Here is a 16,799-nt window from a genome sequence, read left to right as displayed (position 1 = left end):
TTAAGCTTCGGCTTTGGCTTCGATCTTGGAAAAGTCCGCGACAGCGTTCAGCGTCGCGCGGATGGTGGAGAGCAGTCGCAAGCGATTGGAGCGCAGCGACGGATCGGGATCGTTGACTGTCACGCGATCGAAGAAGTCGTCGATCGGCGCACGCAGATTGGCAAGCGCACCCATGGCCGCCACGAATTCTTCGTTGGCGATGCGCTTTCGTGCAATTTGAGCTTCCTGTTCCAGGCCCTTGAAGAGCGTCCGCTCCTCGTCCTGGATGAACTTCGCGGGATCGGCGGCGCCGTCATAGCTGGCGGCGTCCTTCTTCTCCTCGATGCGCACAATGTTGCTGGCACGGCGATAGGCCGCCAGCAGATCGGCGCCCGCATCGCTTTCCACCAGATCCTGCAGCGCCTTTACCCGCGCCATCAGGCGGATCAGGTCGTCCTCATCGCCGAGCGCGAACACTGCAGCGATCAGATCATGCCGCACGCCCTGCTCTCTCAGTGCGACCTTCAGCCGGTCCGCGAAGAAGTCGAGCAGTTGGGCGATCACCGCCTTCGGTTGGTTCTGCTCGAACCCGCCCTGATCATAGAAGCCGCTGTAAGCAAAGCCGAACACGTCGCGCAGTTTCAACCTCAAGCCATTTTCCAGGATCAGCCGGATAACGCCCAGGGCTGCACGGCGCAGCGCAAAGGGATCCTTCGAGCCGGTCGGCTTCTCGTCGATCGCGAAGAACCCGACCAGACTGTCGATCTTGTCCGCCAGGGCCACGGCCAAGCTGATCGGCGCCGATGGACATAGATCGGTGGGACCGAGAGGCCGGTAATGATGGGCAATCGCATCAGCAATCTCTGGGGCGTGACCCTCGATCCCTGCGTAGTAACGCCCCATGATGCCTTGGAGTTCCGGGAACTCACCTACCATCCCGCTGGTAAGGTCCGCCTTGGCAAGGCGCGCGGCCTGGGCGGCCTGATCGGCATTGCAGCCCGGAATGAGGCCGGCCAGGTGACGGGCGAGCGCTTCAATGCGCGTGACCTTCTGGCCCACAGTCCCGAGCTGGGCATGGAAGATAATGTCCTTGAGCGCGGGCAGCCGATCCGCGAGATGCACTTTCTGGTCCTGTTCCCAGAAGAACATTGCGTCGCTGAGACGGGCGCGCAGGACGCGCTCATTGCCGGCAACGATCTGCGCGCCCTTGTCGGGCGTGTCCATGTTGGCAACCACTAGGAAGCGAGCCGCCAGCGTCCCGTTCTTGTCCTGGAGCGCGAAGTATTTCTGGTGGGTGCGCATGGAGGTGGTCAGCACCTCCGGCGGAAGAGGCATGTATTGCGGATCGATCCTGCCCATCAGCACGACCGGCCATTCCACCAAGCCGGTCACCTCATCCAGCAGCCCTTCGTCGGACTTGACCGTCAGCCCTTCCTTGAGCGCGCGGTCACGACACTGGGCCAGGATGAGGCTGCGCCGTTCCCTGGGGTCAGGAACAACTTTGGCGGCCTTGAGCTTGACGAGATAGTCGCTTGAATTTGCAACACTTATCTCACCTGGACTCAAGAAGCGGTGACCCCGCGTGCGGGAGGTGAAGGCGAGCTCCGTGTTGCCACCCATCGGCACGCCGCCTTCCAGTACCGTCCCGGCGAACACCGCCAGCACGTGGTGCAGCGGCCGCACCCAGCGCTGCGTCAAATCGGCGAAGCGCATGCTCTTGGGCCACGGCATCTGTTGGATGCAGTCGACGATGATCGCAGGAAGCACGTCCGCAGTCGGCCGGCCCTTCTTCTCGACGACAGCGAAATAGAACACGCCCTTGCCGGTATCGCGCTCCTCGCACTCCTTGATGGACTTGAGGCCCGCGGATTTCAGGAACCCGTCGATGGCGGCTTGCGGCGAACCGACCCGCGGACCCTTGCGCTCCTCGCGCACGTCGGGCTGGGCGGTCGGCAGCTCCTCGACCACCAAGGCCAGGCGGCGCGGCGTCACATAGGTGCGCGCCAAGGTGAAATGCAGGCCGGCCTCGTGCAACTTGTCCGACATCAGGCGCTGCAGGTCTTCGGCGGCGCGCGCCTGCATGCGTGCCGGGATCTCTTCAGAGAACAACTCGAGCAACAGTTCCGACATGGTTCAGGCCTTCCCCACGCGGACGTTCCCCCCGCGAACGTTCTCTGGGCGCTGGGTCGCTTCCCAGGCTTCGCAGCAGGCCTTCGCCAGGGTGCGCACGCGAGCGATATAGGCTTGGCGCTCGGTCACCGAGATCACGCCGCGCGCATCTAGCAGATTGAAAATGTGGCTGGCCTTCAGGCACTGATCATAGGCCGGCAGCGGCAGTGGCTGCGCGCCGTTCAGCAGCGCGATGCATTCCTGCTCCGCGTCCTTGAAATGCTGCAATAACAATGTGCTGTCTGAATTCTCGAAATTGTATTCTGAGAACTCGCGCTCGGCCTGCAGGTAGACATCGCCATAGGTCATGCCGTGGCCGTTGAAGTCGAGGTCGAAGATGTTCTCGACCCCCTGCACATACATCATCAGGCGCTCGAGACCATAGGTAAGCTCGGTTGAGACCGGGTTGCACTCAAGGCCGCCGACCTGCTGGAAGTAGGTGAACTGGGAGACCTCCATTCCGTCCAGCCATACCTCCCAGCCTAGGCCCCAGGCACCGAGGGTCGGGCTCTCCCAATCGTCCTCCACGAAGCGGATATCGTGGTTCATCGGGTCGATGCCGAGCGCCTTCAGGCTGCCGAGATAGAGATCCTGGCTGTCGATCGGCGAGGGCTTCAGAATGACCTGGAACTGGTAGTAGTGCTGAAGGCGGTTGGGGTTCTCGCCGTAGCGGCCGTCTTTCGGTCGGCGCGATGGCTGGACATACGCGGCGCGCCACGGCTTCGGCCCGAGCGCGCGCAGGGTGGTCGCCCAGTGGAAGGTGCCCGCCCCCATTTCCATGTCGTAGGGCTGCAGGATCACGCAGCCCTGCTTGGACCAGTAAGTCTGCAGTTTCAGAATCGCGTTCTGAAAGCAGGTCTCAGGATTGGGCTTCCGCCCCGTCATTTGCCCGCCCCACTGATTATGGTGCGGCGCACCATAATGACCGGGGCTGGAGTCTGCAAGGCAAGGAAGGGGCGGAATTTAGCCCTTTTTGGAAGCGCTCCAGCGCCTTAGGCGGCCAGCGCCCGGCTGGCCATCTGGCGGCACTCCTTGGCGCAGGCGCGGCAGGCTTTGACGCACTCCTCCATGCCGCCGATGTGTTCGCAGTCGGTGGCGCATTCCTCGCAGATCTTGGCACACAGGTCGCATTGCATCAGGTGGCTGGGCGAGCCGATCAGCATCAGTGCCGCCGAAGTCCGGCAGATCTCGGCACACGCCATCATCAGCTGGAAGTGCTTGGGCTCGGTGTGGCGGCCGCCGGCCTGCAGGCAGTGCTGCATGGCGGTCTGGAGGCAGACGGCATAGCAGCGCTGGCACGCATCGATGCAGGATTTCAATTCGCCTGAGAGCTTATGCATGGTGGCCTCACTTCACTGGAAATTCTCAACGCCGCCACGAAGGCGAGAGCCCCTCGCAATTCATGCTTCGTGGCCCAGTTAGAAACAAGTCTGACCCGTGGGAGAGTTCCGTGGGCTTACTGCAACCATGCATTGGAACGGCTGTGAGCGCCCCGCTGTTTGCACTGCGCGTTCAAGCGCGGAGGTGGATCGATGAAAACTCCAATCTGGGCAGCGATTCTCGCTTGTGCCGTTCTGCAGCCGGCGAGTTCGGCAGCAAGCCCTTATGAGGAGGACGAGGAAGAGCAGGGTCACTTCCCGGCTCCCGTTTATCGTTATTTCGATACGCGAGAAGCCGCAGAAGCAGCCATGAACCGCGACATCAAGTTCGCGGACGAGATGGGGCATCATCATCAAGGCGCAGTCGACATGTCTCGGGCCTATCTGGATGATCCGCGAGGCACCAATCCGTTCCTGCAGAAGATGGCCGGGGCCATCATCTATAATCAGGAGTTCGAGATCGCGTGGCTGGAAGACCTGAAGCGGCGGGTGAGTGCGGGACCCGATCCCCTGCTTCAGATAGGTGATATGGGCCTCATCCGTCTGCCGGCCGGTTTGACCGGAATGGAGCACAAGGCGCGCTTCCAAAAAGCGCCAGTCCTGTCCGTGATGGAACCGGTCAGCGCTCAAGTCCCGTCCGATTACGACGTGATGTTCGCCAAGGCGATGAAGATGCACCATCAGATGGGCGTGGAGATGGCGCACGAGTACAACAACGACCCAGCCGGCGGGAACAAGGTCATCCGTGAGATCAACATCGGCATCATCCGCGACCAAATGATGGAGATTGGCATCCTGTCCGACTTCATCGCGCAGTATCCGGGAAACCCCGACGCGATCCAAATCGAGCCGGAGATGCACGAGATGATGAAGATGCATGAGAGCGGGATGCCGCATCACAACTAGCGTTCCGCTCAGATTCGCATCAGAGCGGCGAACCTTGCCCAAATGCGATAGCGCGATCATTGGCCCGCTAAATGTCAGCCCGAAGAGTGCGATGGCACGCAGCCTGCCAAGGCTGAGCTCTCGGTGGCCGCCGTCGCCAAGCGCCAGGGCATCTCGCCGCGCTATTTGCACATGCTGTTCGAGTGCGAGGGAACCAGCTTCTCCCAGTTCGTGCTGGGGGAGCGCCTCGCCGCAGCGCGCCGCTTGCTCACAGATCCACGCCAGGATCATCGGACGGTCACGGAGATAGCCTACGCCGTTGGATTCGGCGATCTCTCTTACTTCAACCACGCCTTTCGCCGGCGCTACGGCGCCACGCCACGCGAGATGCGGGCGGTGAGGACAGGCCCGTGACGGCAGCGATGCTGCAGGGGCAATTAAGTTTCACGCGCAGATTCGCATCAACCTCCATGAACTTGCCTAAGATTTGAGCACCGCAGACCTCCGTCGCGCGATTTTCCTTGGCTTGGGACTGGCACAGCGCGTGCTACACTCTCCGGAAAACAAAGGGGGCGAGATCAGGGAGCGATGTCCCTCGACGAAATGAATGCGGAGGATGGCAGCGTCCGCGAGCCGTATGCGCGCGTGGCGCAATGGCTCGCGACCGTTTCGCCGGAGCAGCTGGAACGGCGGCGGGTCGAGGCGGAGCTGTTCTACCGCCGCGGCGGCATCACCTTCGCGGTCTATGGCGATGCGCAGGGCGAAGAGCGCATCATTCCTTACGACATCATCCCGCGCATCCTTTCGACCCAGGAATGGTCGAAGCTCGCTGCCGGGCTTGAGCAGCGCGTCAAGGCGCTCAACGCATATCTGCGCGACATCTACGGGCCGCAGGACATCCTGAAGGCTGGCATCGTCCCGCCTGACCTGGTGTGGCGCAATCCGGCCTTCCGGCCGGAGATGTGCGGCGTCGAGGCGCCGCACGGCATCTACGTCCATATCGGCGGCATCGACATCGTGCGCGTCGATGAAGAGGAATTCTATGTTCTGGAGGACAATGCGCGCACGCCCTCCGGCGTCTCCTACATGCTCGGCGGCAGGGAAATCTCCATCCGCCTGATGCCCGAGCTATTCCGCTCGCATCGCGTGGCGCCGATCGAGAACTATCCCAACGAGCTGCTGGCGACCCTGCGATCGGTGGCGCCGCGCGGCACGATGAGCGAGCCCACGATCGCGCTGCTGACGCCAGGCATCCATAATTCCGCCTTCTATGAGCACTCGTTCCTGGCCGATGGCATGGGCGTCGAGCTGGTCGAGGGCGTCGACCTCTTCGTGCGCGATGATGTCGTCTATATGCGCACCACCGAGGGGCCGAAGCGCGTCGACGTGATCTATCGCAGGATCGACGACGATTTCATTGACCCGCTGGTGTTCCGGCCAGATTCGGCGCTGGGCGTTCCCGGTCTCTACGGCGCCTACGTCGCCGGCAATGTCACGGTCGCGAACGCGATGGGCACAGGTGCTGCGGACGACAAGGTCATCTACTCCTATGTGCCCGACTTCGTGCGTTTCTATCTGGGCGAGAAGCCCATCCTGAAGAACGTGCAGACCTGGCGCTGCCGCGATCCGGAGGATCTGCGTTATGTACTCGACCATCTTGCGGAGCTGGTGGTGAAGGAAGTGCATGGCTCCGGCGGCTACGGCATGCTGGTCGGACCGCACGCCACCAAGGACCAGCGCGCGGATTTTGCGGAGCGGCTGAAGGTGCATCCTGAGAATTACATCGCGCAGCCGACGTTGGCACTCTCCACCTGCCCCACATTCGTCTCCAACGGGGTCGCGCCACGGCACGTCGATCTCCGGCCGTTCGTGCTGACCGGCGCCGATGGCGTGCGGATCGTTCCAGGTGGCCTCACGCGAGTTGCCTTGCGCGATGGCTCGCTGGTGGTCAATTCCAGCCAGGGCGGCGGCACCAAGGACACCTGGGTCATCGAATGCTGAGCCGCACCGCAGATAGCCTCTTCTGGTTCTCGCGCTATGTGGAGCGGGCGGACTATCTGGCACGGGTGCTGGAAGCGACGATCCGCCTCTCCTCCCTGCCGATCCGGCGCGAGGATGCGGAGAACGAATGGGCGAGCGCGCTGGCGACCGCCGGCTGCCGGGCGGACTTCGATGCGCTCTATGATTGGGTGTCGCCGGCAAAGGTGACGCGCTTCCTCGCCTTTTCCAAGCGCAACCCGACCTCGATCCGCAACTGCCTGCGCATCGCGCGGCGCAATGCACGCCAGGTGCGGACGGCGCTCACGGCCGAGATGTGGGATACCATCAACACCGCCTGGCTCGAGCTGAACAAGCTCGATTTCGACAACATGGACGCCAGCGCCATGGCGCGCTTCCTGGAGTGGGTGAAAGAGATCTCGCTGCGGGTCGACGGCTCGGGCTATCGAACCATGCTGCGCAACGATGCCTACTGGTTCGCGCGGCTCGGCATCTTCGTGGAGCGGGCGGACAACACGGCACGCATCCTGGATGTCAAATACCACGTGCTGCTGCCGGAGCATGTCGTGGTCGGCGGTGGGCTCGATTACTCGCAATGGGCGGCGATCCTGCGCGCCGTCTCCGCCCTCACCGCCTATCATCATGTCTATCACGAGAGCCTCAAGCCGATGCGCATCGCGGATCTGATGCTGCTCAATCCCAAGATGCCGCGCTCCGTCGCCTCCTGCTATGGCGCGATCTGCGCCAATCTCGACAGCTTAGCAGAGGCCTATGGCAGGCAAGGCGAGGCGCAGCGCATGGCGCGCAGCATGCACAACAAGCTGGAGAACGCGCGCATCGAGCAGATCTTCGAGACCGGGCTGCACGAGTTCTGCGAAACCGTCATTGCGGAGAACGTGCGGCTTGGCGCAGCCATCAGCGAGCAATACCTGGTCTGACCATGCGCATCTTCATCCAGCACCGCACACACTACGCCTATGGCAGCCCGGCCAAGGCCGTCATGCAGCTGCTGCGCCTGACGCCGCGCAATCATGACGGCCAGACGGTCAAGAGCTGGCGCATCGACCTCAATTGCGATGGTGTGCTGAAGGCCGGCGAGGATCCGTTCGGGAACCTGACCCACACGCTGGCGCTGAACGGACCCATTTCCGACCTCGAGGTCACGGTCGAAGGCGAGGTCGAGACTGAGGATCGCCACGGCATCGTGCGCGGCGCCTGCGAGCGCTTCCCAGCAGGACTCTACCTGCGCGAGACGCCGCTGACGGAAGCCGACGCGGCGCTCAAGGAGTTCGCGCACGACGTGACGTCGGAAGCCCGCAAGGACCGGCTCGAGATGTTGCACTGCCTGCTGGTCGGCATCTACAGCGCGATCAAGTTCGACACGACGCCGACCAACAGCGCGACCGCTGCGAGCGAAGCGTTCAAGTTGAAACGCGGCGTGTGCCAGGATCTGACCCACATCTTCATCGCCTGCGCGCGGCACCTGGGCGTGCCGGCGCGCTATGTCGGCGGATACATGCTCCGCACAGACGGCGTGACGCAGCAGGAGGCGGGCCACGCCTGGGCCGAAGCGGACGTCGAAGGACTGGGCTGGGTCGGCTTCGATCCGGCCAACGGCATCTGCCCGACCGAGGGCCACGTCCGGGTCGCCACCGGCCTCGACTACCTCGGCGCCGCCCCCATCCGCGGCACCCGCCAGGGCGGGGCGGAGGAGCAGATGCGCGTCGCCGTCCAGATCAATCAGGCGCGGTCGCAGTGGCAGAGTTGATGCTCCACAAACCGTCATCCCGGGCAGCCGCGACAGCGGCGTGACCCGGGACCCATTCGTCCTCTCCGCGTTGCGGCGATACCGCATGGGTCCCGGCGCTCGCTGCGCTCGGCCGGGATGACAGCGGAAGGACGCCCCGCTATAAATCCGGCCAGTCAGTCGAGGGGCCCTTTCATGACCTATTGCGTCGGCGTGCTGGTGCGCGACGGGCTGGTGATGATTTCGGATACCCGCACCAATGCGGGCATCGACAACATCGCCTCTTTCCGCAAGCTGCATGTGTTCGAGGAGCCGGGCGAGCGGGTGCTCACCGTCGCAAGCGCTGGCAATCTCTCCGTTACGCAATCAGTGCTGTCACTGCTGAACGAAGGATTCGCGCATCCGGATACCGGCGAGACTCTACTGCTGTCCAAGTGCGAGACCATGTTCCAGGCGGCGCAGCTAGTCGGGCGCGCGGTGCGCGAAGTCTACCGCATCGACGGGCCGAGCCTGGAGCAGCAGGGCGGGCGCTTCGAGGTCTCGTTCCTGCTGGGCGGACAGATGAAAGAACGACGCCTGCGCCTCTACATGATCTATGCCGCCGGCAATTTCATCGAGGCGACGTCGGACACGCCGTTCCTGCAGATCGGCGAGACCAAATACGGCAAACCGATCCTTGACCGCGCCGTCACCTTCAACACCGATCTCTATGACGCGCTGAAGATTGGGCTCATTTCCATGGATTCGGCCATGCGCTCGAACCTCGCGGTCGGGCTGCCGCTCGACATCATGGTGCTGCGGCGCGACGCGTTGCAAACGGAACTGAAGCATCGGATCGAGGCGGGCGATCCCTATTTCGAGGATCTGCGCCACCGCTGGTCTGAAGCGCTGAAAACCGCTCACCTCGCCATCCCGCGCCCGAGCTATAATAGCCTCAAGGCAAGCTCCTGACATTTATTGGCAGCATGCCGGACTAGCATCGGGTCAGTTTCAGGATGGAGACTCCCATGGACAAGATCATCTTCCATCACGCGCCGATGTCGCGCAGCAACATCGTGCATTGGATGCTCGAAGAGCTCGGCGTGCCGTATGAGCTCGATGCCATGAGCCTCGAGCGCGGCGATCACAAGAAGCCCGCCTATCTTGCCATCAATGCGATGGGCAAGGTGCCAGCCATCACGCACCAGGGCATCACCATCACAGAGGCGGCGGCGATCTGCGCCTATCTCGCCGACGAGTTTCCGGCGGCGAAATTGTCGGTGCCGATCGGCGATCCCAGGCGTGGTGTGTACCTCAAGTGGCTGTTCTTCGGACCGAGCTGCCTCGAGCAGGCGATCATCGACCGCATCCACAATCGGCCACTGGCGCCGCCGCAAGCCTCGTCCTATGGCGACCACGACACGGTCATGGAGACACTCGCGCAGGCGGTGGCCAAAGGTCCCTATCTGGTCGGCGGGCAGTTCACCGCGGCCGATGTCGTCATCGGGTCGGGGGTGCAGTGGGGCACGATGATGAAAGCGGTACCTGAGCGGCCGGAATTCGCCAGCTACATGGAGCGGCTGCGTGCCCGCCCCGCGGCGCAGCGCTCGTTCGCGAAGAACCAGGCGCTATACGAGCAGCTGCATCCAAAGGCGGCCGGCTAGCGCGCCGGGCACTAGAACGGGCAATTGGGGCGGCCGCAATTCTTCGCGCCGCTGGCGGGCACATAGGCCCCGCATACCTTGCACTGCGTCATGTCCTCAATCGGGTTGGCCGGCTTCGATTTCGCGCGGTTGCGGGGATTGCGCTCCAGCTCGGCCTGCTCGCGCTTCTTGATCTGGTTGCGGCGGTGCCACCACCAGACCACTGCGATCACCAGCACGATCAGCAGAATCTTGGGCAGGGTCGGAATCGTAAACATCGGGCCATTTAGCGGCCGTGACCCCGCCGGGTCAAGAAACGATCAGGCGCTGACGCTCATGGGCAACGGCGCGCCATCGCGCAACACGCGCTGCAGCACGGGCGAGAAGCTACCATCCGCCTCATGCAGGACGAGACCCGGCAGCAGCATGGCCGGCAGACGTTGATCGAGGCGGCAGGCGACGATCGTGCGATGCGCCGCCGCACCCGCTTTCGGATGCAGTGGCAGGACGACCAGTCCACCACAGCGCGCGCCCAGCAGCGCCAGCAGTTCCGGCAGCCGGTCAGCGCGGTGGATGAAGGTGATGGTGCCGCCGGGCCGGACGGCCTTTGCAGCTGCTGCAACCCACGCAGCGAGATCCGCATCGCCCTCGACATTGGCGAGCGCCTTCGCCGGATTGGCAGACGGCGTCGCCGTGCCACGCTTAAGGTAAGGCGGATTGACGATCACGTGATCCGCGGGCTCGGCATAGATCGGCAGCGACCGGTCGAGAATGTCGCCTGCCACGAAGCGCACGCGATCGGCGACCTTGTTCTCCTGCGCGTTGCGATCGGCGAGCGCTGCCAGCTCCGGCTGCAGGTCGACGCCGGTGCAGCGCACGTCCGCCACACGCCGCGCGAGGCACAGCGCGGCGGTGCCGACGCCGCAGCCGAGATCGACGATCGTCTCTCCTGCCTCGGCAGGGCACGCCGCAGCGAGCAGGATGGGATCAATGGCAACGCGGTAGCCAACCGCCGGCTGGTGCAGGGTGACTCTTCCGCCGAGAACCGTATCGAGTGTGGTCGGTGCGTCGTTCATGTCCGTGCGATCAGATAGACCAATGCGAAGCGCTCAAGGATAAACCGGCATGTCTGTGCTCGGTTCGCGGCCCAGGGCCGTGCAGCGCCGCGAGAAATAGTCCCAGTGCGCAGCGCGCCAGTAATCCGGCAAGCCGTCGCCCTCCCCTTCCGCGGCGGCGAAGACCTCATCATAGGAGCAAATCGCGACGTCCGTGGTGCGGATGATGAGCAGCGGTCCACCGGCATAGTCGGTGACGAGGCTATAGCCGCCGAGAACCGGCACTGTGGTGGGATCCGTCTCAGCCTCCCACAGCAAGCCCGCGGTCGCACGCTTCCGACCCTGCAGCACCAGATCAGCCAGCGCGCGTGCCAGCGTCTCGCTATCGCCAAAGTGCCAGACCTGATGGGCAGCTGCAGGCACCAGATCCGGCACTGCGTGGCACGCCATGCGCCAGAATTCCTGCTGCCGCGCTCTCATCGTGCTCACAGCCATCCGGTTTGTTCCGGCTCGTGCCACTCGCCGGCGCTCTTCAGGATCGCCACGGCCTCGTTATACTCGTCATCCGCCACCATCAGGCGCTGTGGCAAGACGCCGAGGCTGCCCTGGACGATGCTGGCATGGGTGTCGAACAAGACGGACGTGATGCCGCCATCGGCCAGCAGAGCGGACAGGAAGGACAGGCGGACTGGATCGGTGCTGCGGGCGATCTCTTTCACACGGACTCTCCCCGATTGACCACAAGGCCTGCGTCGATTGTTGGCATTGCGTTCGTTAATTGGGACATTATGCTGCCTACTGGCGTTCCGCACCAAATGAATGCGTGCCGGGCCGCCGCACTGGTTGAAGGGTTAAGGCGGCGCTTTGGGGAGGGCCGCCGGAAAGGGCTTGCGTGGCAGTCATCGTCAATCTGGAAACCGGGCGGGACAAGCAGCCGGACGCGCTGGATCGTCTGACGCAGTTGGTGCGCGACGATCTGGACCGGGTCAATGAGCTCATCCTGCAGCACATGCAGAGCCCGGTTTCGCTGATACCGCAGCTGGCTGGGCACATCATCGCCGCCGGCGGAAAGCGGCTGCGGCCGGTCCTGACATTGGCCGCCGCGCGGCTATGCGGACATCCCGGTCCGAGGGCCGCGGGCCTCGCAGCCTGCGTCGAGTTCATCCACACCGCCACCCTGCTGCACGACGACGTGGTCGACGAGAGCGACCTCCGCCGCGGCGAGGCCTCTGCCAACGTCCTCTGGGGCAACAAGGCCAGCGTGCTGGTCGGTGACTTCCTGTTCAGCCGCGCCTTCCAGCTGATGGTCGCGGACGGTTCGCTGCGCATCCTCGAAATACTGTGCAGCGCTTCGGCCAAGATCGCCGAGGGCGAGGTTCTGCAGCTGATGACGACCAACGACACCGCGACGACGGAGCAGGCCTATCTCGAAGTCATCAAGGGCAAGACCGCCATTCTGTTTTCGGCGGCGTGCGAAGTGGGCGCCGTGCTGGCCGATCGGCCGAAGAGCGAGCAGGAAGCACTCGCGAGCTTCGGCCTCAATCTCGGCATCGCGTTCCAGCTGATCGACGATGCGCTCGACTACTCCGCCAAGCAGGAAGCACTGGGCAAGAAGATCGGTGACGACTTCCGGGAGGGCAAGATCACGCTCCCCGTCATCCTCGCCTTCCTGCGCGGCGATAAAACCGAGCGCGAATTCTGGCGCCGCACGCTGGAGCATCAGGAACAGAAGGGTGGCGACCTCGCCGAAGCCCAGCGCCTCATCGCCAAGCACAATGCGCTCAGCGACACCGTGCAGCGCGCCGCGTATTACGGTGCCGTCGCGCGCGATGCCCTCGGCATCTTCCCCGACAGCGCCGATAAGCGCGCGCTGATCGAGGTGGTCGATTTCTGCATCCGCCGGGGACATTGAGCGAGTGGCCAGGTATCAGGGATCAGGGATCAGAAGGGCACGTTGCCCTCTGATTACTGATTTCTGATCCCTGACCTCTGATGCTGCCATCCACCAGCGCGCTCCGCGCTCTCGATGCCGTCGCGCGGCTCGGGAGCGTGACGCGGGCTGCCGCCGAGCTCAACATCACGCGCAGCGCCATTAGCCATCAATTGCGTTTCCTGGAGCGCGAGCTCGGCTTCGCCCTCATCGAGCGCGACGGACGTGGCGTCGTGCTGACGCCGCGGGGCGAATCCTATGCGCGCGAAGTGCGAAAGGCGCTGCAGACCCTGTCCGACGCACGCGCCAAGTCGGCCGATGCGGCGCTCAGCGGCCGGCTGGTGATCAGTTGCGCGCCCGGCTTTGCCAGCTTCTGGCTCTGCGCGGAGATTGGCGCCTTCCAGGACGCGCATCCACAAGCACGCATCAGCGTCGTCACACCGAAACGGTTCGACGACGTGAGCGCACCTGATATCGACATTTTCATCGCCTTCGGGCGCGGCGAATGGAGCGGCAAGTGGTACGAGCTACTCGCCAATTTGCATGAGACGCCGGTCTGCTCCCCCACCTTGATCAATGAGTGCGGGGGTTTGGGCGAACCCAACGACCTCGCCAAGGTGACGCTGCTGCATCTCGCCGACCACAGCGACTGGACACAGTGGCTGACGGCGGCGGGCGCCGACGAGGTCGATCCGGCGCAGGGCATCGTGTTCTCCGACATGCATCTGGTGATCGCCGCGGCGCTCGCGGGTCAAGGCATCGCGATCGGGGATCCGATCATCGCCGGTGGCGCGCTCTCCGCAGGCCGGCTAGTGCGGCCGTTCAGCCTCGCCATCCGCGCGCCCAACTCCTATTACCTGGTGGCTGAGCGCGGGAGGCTGCGCCAGCCGCTGGTGAAGGCGTTCCGCGGCTGGATCACCGCGCGGCTCGCCGAGGCGAGTGCACAGGACTAAAAATATCCTGTTCTGGTGAACAAAACTCACCATTTCAGCGAAATCTATTCGATTTTCTGCAAATCGCGTTCACGCTACAGTGCCTGGAAACGACAGGAGGCACGCCCATGAACGCACCCCTTGCCACTCCCGCCGCCGAGACCTTCAGCCTGAAGCGCCGCGTCGAGGGCGGCGGGACGCCGGTCATGAACTACTGGGGGTGCACGTCGGAATATGGCGTACTGACCGACGTGTTGCTGGGCAAGGCGGATCACATCAAGCATCTCTCCACCTCATCTCTGTCGCGCAAATATCTGCGCGAGGCCCCGTGCAACATCGAGGTCGCGAAGAAGCAGCATGCCGAGCTGATCGGCGCCTACGAGCATTTCGGCGTGCGGGTGCACTTCCATGACATCGATCCGAACCTGCCGTACCAGGTCTATGCGCGAGATTCGAGCTTCATGACGCCGTATGGCGCTGTGATCACCAACATGGCGAACTGGTGGCGCCGCGGCGAGAACTTCGCCGCCATCCGGACCTATCAGGCGATGGGAATCCCGATCTATGACATGATCACCGCCGGCCACTTCGAAGGCGGCGACTTCAACGTGATCGAGCCGGGGTGCGTGCTGATCGGCTGCGGCGGTGAGCGCACGCAGGACGAAGCAGTGCAGCAGGTGAAGGGCTGGTTCGAGAAGGAAGGATGGGAAGTGAAGCCCACCTATTTCGATCCCTTCTACGTCCATATCGACCTGATGGTGGTCATGATCGCGGAGAAGCTCGCGGCGGTGTGCCTGGAGACAACGGCACCGGATGTCGTTGCCTGGCTCAAGGCGAAGAAGATCGAGATCATCCCAGTGCCGTTCCAGGACACCGTAACGCTTGGCTGCAACGTGATGTCGCTGGGCAAGGACCGGGTGATCGCGCCCAAGCACAGCCGCGCCCTGATCGAGGCCTTGAAGGCCCGCGGCTTCACCGTCGCGGAGATGGACATGAGCGAGATCTCCAAGACCGGTGGCGGCATCCACTGCATGGCCCAGGCGCTGCGCCGGGATGAGGCGTAGCAAACTTAATCGGTCAACCAACCAAAAAAGGCGCGCCGAGGCGAAGATGGGTCGGAAAAAGTCAAGAAGTAGACCCGGAAAGCCGATGGGATAGATTGACGCTCTCACAGGCCAGTGACAGCGTACAGATTAAACCCGTGCGGGTGAGATCAGGCGCCACGCATCGGGAAACAAACAAGAACTGACACGCAGGGAGGGCCCACGAGCTGATGCGGAGCGACCGCCGGCCTGGCCTCTATGAAGAAGTCCCAGCCAACCCGCGCAAGGTCGCGGGCAGGATTGTTTTCGCCCAACTCGAAGGAGGGATGCATCAATGTCTGAGAGCCTGGAGAAACTGAAGCTGGCCGAGAGGCTGGTCGGCCGCGGGAAAGTCTCGCGCCGCCAGTTCGTCCAGTTGGCGCTGGCCGCCGGCTTCACGGCTGCCGCGGGCGAGGTCATGTTCGCCAAGGCCGCACGTGCGGAGCCAAAGAGGGGCGGCTCGGCCAAGTTCGGCTTGGCGCACGGCGCAACCACCGACACCATCGATCCCGCCGGTTACCCGGACACCGGAACGCAGATTCCATTCTCCGGCAGCATGTCGAACTGCCTGACCGAAGTGGATATCGCGGGCAACGTGAAGCCTGACCTCGCAGAATCGTTCGCGCCTGGCGACGACGCCTCGACATGGGTCTTCAAGCTGCGCAAGGGCTCCACGTTCCATAACGGCAAGAACGTGACGCCGGAGGACGTGATCGCCTCGTTCCAGTATCATATGGGCGAGGGTTCCAAGTCAGCGGCCAAATCGCTGCTGGGTGATATCGCTGAAATCAAAGCGGACGGTCCCGAGACCGTCGTCTTCAATCTGAAGGCCCCCAGTGCCGACTTCCCCTACGTCGCCAGCGAGTACCACATGGTCATCATGCCGGCGAAGGATGGGAAAGCCGACTGGCAGTCGGGCGTCCGGACTGGACCGTATGTCTATGGCGAATACGAACCGGGCGTCCGGGCGCACCTGACGCGTAATCCGAACTACCACAAGGAGGGCATGCCCTACTTCGACGATGTCGAGTTCCTCACCATTGCCGACGTGACAGCCCGCACTGCGGCGCTGACCGCCGGCACCGTGCATTGGATCGGCCGCGCCGACCTGAAGACGCTCAACCTGCTAAAGCGGAATCCCAATATCAATATCGTGGAAGTGACCGGCTACGGTCATTACACCCTGCCGATGCGCGTCACCGAGGCGCCGTTCGACAATGTCGACGTGCGCACAGCGCTCAAATACGCGCTGAATCGCCAGGACATCGTCGACAAGATCTTCCTTGGCCATGCCAAGCCCGGTAACGACAACCCAATCGCGCAGGGCGTGAAGTTCGCGATCGATCCCGAGCCGAAGCATACCTATGATCCGGACAAGGCAAAGTTCCACCTGAAGAAGGCGGGCATGGAGAACCTCAAGGTCAACCTGTCGGTGGCCGATGCGGCGTTCAACGGAGCTGTAGATGCCGGCGTTCTCTACCAGCAGCATGCGAAGGCCGCCGGCATCGACATCAATGTCGTGCGGGAGCCGAACGACGGCTACTGGGACAATGTGTGGCTGAAGAAGCCGTGGTGTGCCAGCTACTGGAGCGGCCGCCCCACGTGCGACTGGATGTTCTCGACCGCCTATGCCGCCGGCGCGGCGTGGAACGAGACCAACTGGTCCAATCCGCGGTTTAACGAGTTGCTGGCGCAGGGCCGCTCGGAAACCGACGACAAGAAGCGCGCCGCGATCTATGCGGAAATGCAGCAGCTGCACCACGACGATGGCGGCGGCATGGTGATCGTGTTCAACAACTATGTCGAAGCGACATCGAAGAAGATCGCGCACGGCCCCATCGCCGGCAACTGGGAAGGCGACGGCCTCAAGCTGGCCGAACGCTGGTGGTTCGCATGAGAGTTGCGAGGGCGGTGCTCGTGCGAGCGGCCGCCCCCGCGCCACTGATCGATGAAGTACGCTTCCCGGTGGTTACCTGGGAAGCGTGCCTTTAGAGGATGGTTGGCCCGCACAGGTAGCGGGC

General features: G+C 63.4%; 18 protein-coding genes. 11 read left to right on the top strand and 7 right to left on the bottom strand.

Going from position 1 to position 16,799, the window contains the following annotated elements; all coding sequences use genetic code 11:
- From glyS to DTX69_RS10240, 3 genes are all read right to left on the bottom strand, one after another.
- The gene (glyS, locus tag DTX69_RS10250; protein WP_119301430.1) at positions 1-2,109 is read right to left on the bottom strand and encodes a glycine--tRNA ligase subunit beta; all 2,109 of its coding nucleotides are present in this window, start codon (positions 2,107-2,109) and stop codon (positions 1-3) included.
- A gap of 3 nt (positions 2,110-2,112) precedes the next feature.
- On the bottom strand, positions 2,113-3,033 hold the full coding sequence (locus tag DTX69_RS10245) for a glycine--tRNA ligase subunit alpha (RefSeq protein WP_119301429.1): 921 nt from the start codon (positions 3,031-3,033) through the stop codon (positions 2,113-2,115).
- A gap of 107 nt (positions 3,034-3,140) precedes the next feature.
- The gene (locus tag DTX69_RS10240; protein WP_119301428.1) at positions 3,141-3,488 is read right to left on the bottom strand and encodes a four-helix bundle copper-binding protein; all 348 of its coding nucleotides are present in this window, start codon (positions 3,486-3,488) and stop codon (positions 3,141-3,143) included.
- Positions 3,489-3,680: 192 nt separating this feature from the next.
- Between DTX69_RS10240 and DTX69_RS10235 the strand changes: the two genes are divergently transcribed.
- The 7 genes from DTX69_RS10235 to DTX69_RS10205 all read left to right on the top strand — a co-directional run bounded on the left by DTX69_RS10235 (position 3,681) and on the right by DTX69_RS10205 (position 9,800).
- On the top strand, positions 3,681-4,433 hold the full coding sequence (locus DTX69_RS10235; protein ID WP_119301427.1) for a DUF305 domain-containing protein: 753 nt from the start codon (positions 3,681-3,683) through the stop codon (positions 4,431-4,433).
- Between the two features lie 123 nt (positions 4,434-4,556).
- Complete coding sequence (locus tag DTX69_RS10230; RefSeq protein WP_119301426.1) at positions 4,557-4,826, top strand: helix-turn-helix transcriptional regulator; 270 nt, start codon at positions 4,557-4,559, stop codon at positions 4,824-4,826.
- A 174-nt stretch (positions 4,827-5,000) separates the two neighbouring features.
- Positions 5,001-6,413, top strand: coding sequence for a circularly permuted type 2 ATP-grasp protein (locus DTX69_RS10225; protein WP_322090884.1), 1,413 nt, complete (start codon positions 5,001-5,003; stop codon positions 6,411-6,413).
- A complete protein-coding gene (locus tag DTX69_RS10220; protein WP_119301425.1) occupies positions 6,407-7,348 on the top strand; it encodes an alpha-E domain-containing protein in 942 nt (313 codons plus the stop codon). Before DTX69_RS10225 ends, DTX69_RS10220 begins: the two co-directional genes overlap by 7 nt.
- Before the next feature lie 2 nt (positions 7,349-7,350).
- Positions 7,351-8,178: a transglutaminase family protein gene (locus DTX69_RS10215; protein WP_119301424.1), complete on the top strand. Its 828-nt coding sequence runs from the start codon at positions 7,351-7,353 to the stop codon at positions 8,176-8,178.
- A 174-nt stretch (positions 8,179-8,352) separates the two neighbouring features.
- The gene (locus DTX69_RS10210; protein ID WP_119301423.1) at positions 8,353-9,108 is read left to right on the top strand and encodes a peptidase; all 756 of its coding nucleotides are present in this window, start codon (positions 8,353-8,355) and stop codon (positions 9,106-9,108) included.
- Between the two features lie 56 nt (positions 9,109-9,164).
- Positions 9,165-9,800, top strand: a complete 636-nt coding sequence (locus tag DTX69_RS10205; protein WP_284735675.1) for a glutathione S-transferase family protein — start codon at positions 9,165-9,167, stop codon at positions 9,798-9,800.
- Positions 9,801-9,811: 11 nt separating this feature from the next.
- Here DTX69_RS10205 and DTX69_RS10200 read toward each other — a convergent pair whose 3' ends face one another.
- From DTX69_RS10200 to DTX69_RS10185, 4 genes are read right to left on the bottom strand one after another with little or no spacing between them, the layout of a single operon-like run.
- Positions 9,812-10,057 (bottom strand): PP0621 family protein, encoded by a 246-nt coding sequence (locus DTX69_RS10200; protein WP_119301421.1) that lies wholly within the window; start codon positions 10,055-10,057, stop codon positions 9,812-9,814.
- Between the two features lie 42 nt (positions 10,058-10,099).
- On the bottom strand, positions 10,100-10,855 hold the full coding sequence (locus DTX69_RS10195) for a tRNA1(Val) (adenine(37)-N6)-methyltransferase (protein ID WP_119301420.1): 756 nt from the start codon (positions 10,853-10,855) through the stop codon (positions 10,100-10,102).
- Positions 10,856-10,888: 33 nt separating this feature from the next.
- Entirely contained in the window at positions 10,889-11,314 is a 426-nt protein-coding gene (locus DTX69_RS10190; RefSeq protein ID WP_284735685.1) for an ASCH domain-containing protein, read from the bottom strand.
- A 5-nt stretch (positions 11,315-11,319) separates the two neighbouring features.
- Complete coding sequence (locus DTX69_RS10185) at positions 11,320-11,553, bottom strand: putative signal transducing protein (protein ID WP_119301418.1); 234 nt, start codon at positions 11,551-11,553, stop codon at positions 11,320-11,322.
- A gap of 173 nt (positions 11,554-11,726) precedes the next feature.
- Here DTX69_RS10185 and DTX69_RS10180 point away from each other — a divergent pair, with 173 nt between their 5' ends.
- From DTX69_RS10180 to DTX69_RS10165, 4 genes are all read left to right on the top strand, one after another.
- Complete coding sequence (locus DTX69_RS10180) at positions 11,727-12,746, top strand: polyprenyl synthetase family protein (RefSeq protein WP_119301417.1); 1,020 nt, start codon at positions 11,727-11,729, stop codon at positions 12,744-12,746.
- A gap of 80 nt (positions 12,747-12,826) precedes the next feature.
- A complete protein-coding gene (locus DTX69_RS10175; protein ID WP_284735674.1) occupies positions 12,827-13,717 on the top strand; it encodes a LysR substrate-binding domain-containing protein in 891 nt (296 codons plus the stop codon).
- 107 nt (positions 13,718-13,824) lie between these two features.
- Positions 13,825-14,760 (top strand): dimethylarginine dimethylaminohydrolase family protein, encoded by a 936-nt coding sequence (locus tag DTX69_RS10170; protein ID WP_119301415.1) that lies wholly within the window; start codon positions 13,825-13,827, stop codon positions 14,758-14,760.
- A 313-nt stretch (positions 14,761-15,073) separates the two neighbouring features.
- On the top strand, positions 15,074-16,675 hold the full coding sequence (locus tag DTX69_RS10165; RefSeq protein WP_119301414.1) for an ABC transporter substrate-binding protein: 1,602 nt from the start codon (positions 15,074-15,076) through the stop codon (positions 16,673-16,675).
- Positions 16,676-16,799: the final 124 nt, after the last annotated feature.

It is taken from the genome of Dongia deserti (genome assembly GCF_003574735.1).
Lineage (GTDB): Bacteria > Pseudomonadota > Alphaproteobacteria > Dongiales > Dongiaceae > Dongia_A > Dongia_A deserti.
The sequence above is the reverse complement of the archived record's forward strand: the minus strand, read 5'-3'. Positions and strand labels throughout refer to the sequence as shown.